Genomic DNA, 6,608 nt, shown 5'->3' with positions numbered 1-6,608 from the left:
GGCGGGCGCCTGGCCCACGCCGTTCTGGCCGCCGGGACCGCCGGGCGCTCCGGGCCTGCCCGCAGGAGCCTTCTTGCCGCCGTGCGCGACATCGACCGGCAGCATGACCAGCGCGGTCGTACCACCGGAGTCGGAGGGACGGAGCTGAATCCTGATGCCGTGACGCAGGGACAGCCGGCCGACCACGAACAGACCCATGCGGCGCGAGACCGAGACATCCACGGTGGGCGGCGAGGCGAGCCGCTCGTTGATCGCCGCGAGGTCCTCGGGCGAGAGACCGATACCGGTGTCGTGGATCTCGACGAGCACCCGTCCGTCCGGCAGCGCGTGACCGGTGACGCGGACCTTCGTCTGCGGCGAGGAGAACGACGTCGCGTTCTCCAGCAGCTCGGCGAGCAGGTGCACGAGGTCGTTGACGACACGTCCGGCGACCTCGGTCGCCGGGACCGAGGCCAGTTCGATGCGCTCGTACTGCTCCACCTCGGAGGCGGCGGCACGCAGGACGTCGACCAGCGGTACGGGCCTGGTCCACCGGCGGCCCGGCTCCTCGCCCGCGAGGACGAGGAGGTTCTCGCCGTTGCGGCGCATACGGGTCGCGAGGTGGTCCAGCTTGAAGAGCGAGGAGAGCTGGTCCGGGTCGGCCTCACGGGACTCCAGCTCCGAGATCAGCGAGAGCTGACGCTGGATCAGGCCCTGGCTGCGGCGCGAGAGGTTGGTGAACATCGCGTTGACGTTGCCTCGCAGCAGAGCCTGCTCGGCGGCGAGCCGGACCGCCTCGCGGTGCACGTCGTCGAAGGCCGCGGCGACCTTTCCGATCTCGTCCCTGGAGTGCACACCGACCGACTCGACGGAGGTGTCGACATCCTGCGGGTCCGACTCGGAGAGCTGCTTGACCAGTTCGGGCAGCCGGTCCTGGGCGACCCTCGTCGCCGTGTCCTGGAGCCGGCGCAGCGAGCGGATCATGGACCGGGCCACCACGAAGGCACCGACCAGCGAGACGCCCAGCACCAGCAGGATGACCACACCGTTGATGACCGCGTCGCGCTGCGACTGGGTGCGCAGTTCGCGGGCCTTGCCCTCCATCTCGCCCAGCAGCGTGGCCTCGATGGTCTTCATCGCGTTGATCCGGGTGGACGCCTGGTCGGTCCAGTCCAGATACGAGCGGTTGGGCTGCTGCGCCATACCGTCCGGAGTGCCCAGTACCCGCTCGGCGTACTTCTCGGCCGCTCCGATCTCCGGGTTGCCCTTGCCGTTGAGCGGAGCCATCAGCTCCTCGGCGTCGCCGCCCATGGACTCGTACAGGGAGCTGAACGAGGCAAGGGCGTTCTGCTCCTTGGTCGCCGCGGCCAGACCGTAGAGCCGGTCGCTGTCGGTGAGCTTGCCCTTGGTCCTCGTATCGGCCGGCAGCGCGGCGGCGATGACCGCCCGCTGGATCGAGGCGTACTCCTTGGCGGACGAGAAGGCGGCCAGCGCACGGGTCCGCTTGATCATGTCCGGGTTGCTGGTCGCCTGCGCCATGTCCTGCGAGAGGCTCAGCAGCGAGTCGATCAGTACGCTGTAGGCGTCGACGGTCAGCGAGTCCGACGCCGACGTGTAGGCGCCCTTGCGGATGTCGTTGATCTTGTTGACCTGGGTGGCGATCTGGTTGACGTTGGAGCGGATGCTCTCCAGCGCCTGGTCGCCGTCCGTGTTGCCGATGTCGACCGTCGCGGCGAGGAACGCGTTCTTCGCGCGTTCGGTCTTGGCACGGCGGTCCTTGACCTTGTAGTCGCTCGCCGGTGTGCCGTTGGTGAGCGGACCTGCCGACTCGTCACGTTCCGCCTGGAGCGCGGCGGCGAGGTTGGTCGCCTCCTTGGTCATCTTCGTCAGCAGCTGCATGTGCTCCAGCTGCTGCATGTCGTTGAGCGACTGGTTGATACGCAGCCCGCCCAGCGAGGTCGCCGCGACCACCGGCAGCGTCAGCAGCGCCACCAGGCGTGTGCTGATGCGCCAGTTGCGCAGGGCTATCCGTGAACCGGCGTCGCCCGGCACCGAGTTGGCGGACAGTGACGGAGTCACGGCCGAAGCGCCGCTGCCGCCCTGTGCCGTGCCCGTGGACCCGCCTCTGCCGCCACTCTCGCCCGAGGGTGCCGGGCCCGGGTTCTGGGTGTGCTGGGGCGAGGAGCCGCGGTCGGTTCCGCCGCGGGGCTCCTGCTCCGCCGCAGCACTGCTATCCCTCTTGAAACGTCCCTGCACTAGCGTCGCAACCTCTGGACCAGGCGTCCCTCCGCGAACGGCGGGACGGTGTCGGCGTCTTGGGGCGCAGAACGCTCCCCATGGTGGTCGTGAGTGACCGGCGCTGCTCCCCTTCCCCGCCGCCACTCGGCGCTGCGTTGCGCCCCTGCGCGCCGGTTTGTAAACCCGCGGCGGTGGGGGGAATTCCAGCACAGTGCAGGATCTCCAACAAGGGCCATGGGGTGGCGAGTGGCCTGAATGACACGGTGTGAGCGCCGTATCACCAGCCGTAGAAATGGTTCACGGAGGAAACGGACTTTTATTGACGAGCCACTTACGGGTGGGGGGTGTCCCAGTACTGATGATCAGGAGCGGAATGTAACGTTCAGTAACGCAATGTCCGTTTCTATGACCATCATATGACCGCCGATCGCTGACCGTAATGGGGGAAATGCCCGGCGAGTCGTGAGCAAACTCACATGGAGATCGCCGGTGGATCCCGGCTTCGGCGGGGAATCGGATGTTTAGCCTGGCGCTTTACAGAGACGGCACATCCGACAAGCGGCGCTCCGGCGCCCGTACTCCCGACAAGGTCTGACACCACAGATGAAGACGACGATGATGTTCCGCACCACCGCCAATCCACGGCGCACCACGCTGGCGCATCTCAAGGACGCCGAGGAACTGGCTCCCGCGGAGCAGCAGGAACACCCCGTCGCCCTGCCGAACCGGACTGCCAATCCCCGCCGTACGACTCTCATGGACGCACCGATCGCGCCGTAAGTTCCCGAAGGTCCCGCCCGGCGCCATTCGTTGATCCACTTCTGCCCGCACTGTAGTACGTGAGGTGGCCGTCCTCGGTACCCGAAGCGGCCACCTCATGTGTGAGCGGGCCGGGTGAGCGGGCCGGGACGGCGCCTGGGACGGCCACCGCGCGCCCCGCGCTAGCCTGGAGCGTCAGTCTCCGGCACAGCCGGCAACAACCAGAGGGGCGGCAGCATCCCGTGCGCATCGCCAGATTCTCCATCGACGGCAATGTCGCCTTCGGCGCGGTCGAGGGCGAAGGCAGCGACCCCGCCGGCCTTGTCCTCGACATCATCAAGGGCATTCCGTACGCCGACTTCGAGCTCTCGGGCACCAAGGTCCCGCTGAGCAAGGTCCGCCTTCTGCCGCCCGTGATCGGCAACAAGATCCTGGGTATCGGCCGCAACTACGCGGACCACGCGAAGGAGATGGGCAACGCGGTCCCCGAGGTGCCCGTGGTCTTCCTCAAGCCCACGACCGCGCTGATCGGCACCGGCGACGCGATCGAGTACCCCACCTTCTCCGACGAGGTCCACTACGAGGCCGAACTGGCCGTCGTCATCGGCCGGATGTGCCGCGAGGTCCCGCGCGAGCGCGTCAAGGACGTGATCTTCGGCTACACCTGCGCCAACGACATCACGGCCCGCGACGCCCAGCGCGCCGAGAACCAGTGGGCCCGGGCCAAGGGCTTCGACACCTCGTGCCCGCTCGGTCCCTGGGTGGAGACGGACCTCGATCCCTCGGACCTGACCATCCAGTGCACGGTCAACGGCGAACAGCGCCAACTCGGCCGTACGAGCGAGATGATCCGCTCCATCGAGGACATGATCGTGCACATCACCGAGGCCATGACGCTGCTCCCGGGCGATGTCATCCTCACGGGCACCCCCGCCGGGGTCGGCCCACTCGGCGTCGGCGACGAGGTCGCCGTCACCATCGAAGGCATCGGCACTCTCACCAACAAGGTGATCAAGCGTGGCTAACGGACCCGTCCGTGTACGTTTCTGTCCCTCGCCGACCGGCAACCCCCATGTGGGTCTGGTCCGCACCGCCCTGTTCAACTGGGCCTTCGCCCGGCACAGCGGCGGCACCCTGGTCTTCCGTATCGAGGACACCGACGCGGCGCGCGACTCCGAGGAGTCGTACGAACAGCTCCTCGACTCGATGCGCTGGCTCGGGCTCGACTGGGACGAGGGCCCCGAGGTGGGCGGGCCGCACGCGCCCTACCGTCAGTCGCAGCGGATGGACCTCTACCGCGACACCGCGCAGAAGCTGCTCGCGGCCGGGCACGCGTACCACTGCTACTGCACCACCGAGGAGCTGGACGCCCGTCGCGAGGCCGCCCGCGCGGCCGGGCGCCCGTCGGGATACGACGGCCACTGCCGCGATCTGACCGAGGAGCGCAAGGCGGCGTACGAGGCGGAGGGACGCACCTCCATCGTCCGCTTCCGGATGCCGGACGAGCCGATCACCTTCACGGATCTGGTCCGTGGCGAGCTGACCTTCACACCGGAGAACGTGCCGGACTACGGCATCGTCCGCGCCAATGGCGCACCGCTCTACACACTCGTCAATCCGGTCGACGACGCGCTGATGGAGATCACGCATGTGCTGCGCGGCGAGGACCTGCTCTCCTCCACACCGCGCCAGATCGCGCTCTACAAGGCGCTGATCGAGCTGGGCATCGCCAAGGACATCCCGGCGTTCGGACATCTCCCGTATGTCATGGGCGAGGGCAACAAGAAGCTGTCCAAGCGCGATCCGCAGGCGTCGCTGAACCTCTACCGGGAGCGCGGCTTCCTGCCCGAGGGCCTGCTCAACTATCTGTCCCTGCTCGGCTGGTCGCTCGCCGCGGACCGCGACATCTTCACGATGGACGAGATGGTCGCCGCGTTCGACATCGCGGACGTCAACGCCAATCCGGCCCGCTTCGACCTGAAGAAGGCCGAGGCGATCAACGCGGACCATATCCGGCTGCTGGATGCGAAGACCTTCATCGAGGCGTGCGGGCCCTGGCTGAAGGCGCCGTACGCGCCCTGGCCGGCGGAGTCCTTCGACGCTGCGGCCTTCGAGGCGCTGGCTCCGCTGGCCCAGACGCGGCTCACGGTGCTCTCGGACATCACCGCCAATGTCGACTTCCTGTTCCTGGACGAACCGGTGACGGACGAGGCGTCCTGGGCGAAGGCGATGAAGCCGGGCACGGACGCGCTGCTGGAGACCGCCCGTACGAAGATCGCCGAGGCGGAGTGGACCACGGAGTCCCTGAAGAACGCGGTGCTCGCGGCCGGTGAGGAGCACGGCCTCAAACTGGGCAAGGCCCAGGCTCCGGTCCGTGTCGCGGTCACGGGCCGCACGGTGGGCCTGCCGCTCTTCGAGTCCCTGGAACTCCTGGGCCGTGAGCGCACGCTGTCCCGTATCGACAGGGCCCTGGCCGAGCTGAGGGCATGACCACCAAGGGGGCCGGGAGCGGAAACGGAAACGCTCCGGGCCCCCGGCCCGGCGGGTGCCGAGTGCGGTATGCCGATTCGCGCCGTGGTCCGGGACATGGACGACACGCTCTTCGACGCTGTGTCCATCGGGGGGCGACCCCCGAACCCCCAGCAGGGGGGCGGTCCGGGGTAGCGTCGGCGGTATGCCGATTCGCGCCGTGGTCTGGGACATCGACGACACGCTCTTCGACTACAGCAGCGCTGACCGCGCGGGAATGCGGGAGCATCTGGCCGCCGAAGGACTGACCGGCCGCTACGGCTCCGCCGATCACGCGATCGCGCGCTGGCGGGAGATCACCGATCAGCACTGGGCGCGGTTCGCCGCCGGGGAGACGGACTTCCAGGGACAGCGGCGCGACCGCGTCCGTTCCTTTGTGGGCGCGGAGCTGAGCGACACCGAGGCGGACGGCTGGTTCGACCGGTACATCGTTCACTTCGAAGCCGCCTGGACGCTCTTTCCCGACAGCGTCGCCGTGCTCGACCGGCTAGCGCCCGACTACCGGCAGGCCGTCCTGTCGAACTCCAGCCTCCGCAACCAGGACCGGAAGCTCCGCATCCTGGGTGTACGCGATCACTTCGAGGCCGTCCTGTGCGCCGCTGAGCTGGGCGTTTCCAAGCCCGACGCCGCCGCATTCCATGCCGCCTGCGATGCGCTCGCGCTGGATCCGCACGAGGTGGCGTATGTGGGCAACGAGCCGGACATCGACGCGGGCGGCGCCGTCGCCGCGGGACTCGCCGGAGTCTGGCTGGACAGGGACGGTCTCGGCGGGCGTCCTGAGCTGGTACGGATCACCGATCTCGGCCAGCTTCCGGGCCTGCTGCGCGGCGATACCCGTTTTGGAGCCATGTCCGCGATCGGGTAATGTTCTTCCTGCGCCGCCCGGGAGGGCCGAGAGGTCCGGCCGGAAAGCGCAAGCCAAATAAGCCCCCGTACGGGGGTTGAGTTTTGGTGGGCTATGGTGTAATTGGCAGCACGACGGTTTCTGGTTCCGTTAGTCTAGGTTCGAGTCCTGGTAGCCCAGCGCAGATGTTCTCTGCAACGCCCCCGTTGTGTAGCGGCCTAGCACGCTGCCCTCTCACGGCAGTAGCGCCGGTTCGAAT

5 protein-coding genes and 1 tRNA gene are annotated in these 6,608 nt (G+C 68.1%); 5 read left to right on the top strand and 1 reads right to left on the bottom strand.

Going from position 1 to position 6,608, the window contains the following annotated elements; genetic code table 11:
* Positions 1 to 2,235, bottom strand: a 2,235-nt coding sequence (locus GA0115259_RS22205; RefSeq protein WP_141716654.1) for a sensor histidine kinase, incomplete at its 3' end; no start/stop codon positions are given.
* 585 nt (positions 2,236 to 2,820) lie between these two features.
* On the opposite strand from GA0115259_RS22205, the gene GA0115259_RS40480 reads away from it, so the two are divergent.
* The 5 genes from GA0115259_RS40480 (at position 2,821) to GA0115259_RS22180 (ending at position 6,529) form a co-directional block, all read left to right on the top strand.
* A complete protein-coding gene (locus tag GA0115259_RS40480; protein WP_093600036.1) occupies positions 2,821 to 2,997 on the top strand; it encodes a hypothetical protein in 177 nt (58 codons plus the stop codon).
* Between the two features lie 221 nt (positions 2,998 to 3,218).
* Positions 3,219 to 4,001 carry a fumarylacetoacetate hydrolase family protein gene (locus GA0115259_RS22195; RefSeq protein ID WP_093600033.1) on the top strand — a complete coding sequence of 261 codons (783 nt, stop codon included), beginning with the start codon at positions 3,219 to 3,221 and terminating at the stop codon, positions 3,999 to 4,001.
* Entirely contained in the window at positions 3,994 to 5,466 is a 1,473-nt protein-coding gene (gltX, locus tag GA0115259_RS22190) for a glutamate--tRNA ligase (RefSeq protein WP_093600030.1), read from the top strand. The genes GA0115259_RS22195 and gltX overlap by 8 nt, the downstream gene beginning before the upstream one ends.
* 184 nt (positions 5,467 to 5,650) lie before the next feature.
* Entirely contained in the window at positions 5,651 to 6,370 is a 720-nt protein-coding gene (locus tag GA0115259_RS22185) for an HAD family hydrolase (RefSeq protein ID WP_093600027.1), read from the top strand.
* 87 nt (positions 6,371 to 6,457) lie between these two features.
* Positions 6,458 to 6,529, top strand: a tRNA-Gln gene (locus GA0115259_RS22180).
* Positions 6,530 to 6,608 lie beyond the last annotated feature (79 nt).

This window comes from Streptomyces sp. MnatMP-M17 (assembly GCF_900091995.1).
Taxonomy (GTDB): Bacteria; Actinomycetota; Actinomycetes; order Streptomycetales; family Streptomycetaceae; genus Streptomyces.
The sequence above is the reverse complement of the archived record's forward strand: the minus strand, read 5'-3'. Positions and strand labels throughout refer to the sequence as shown.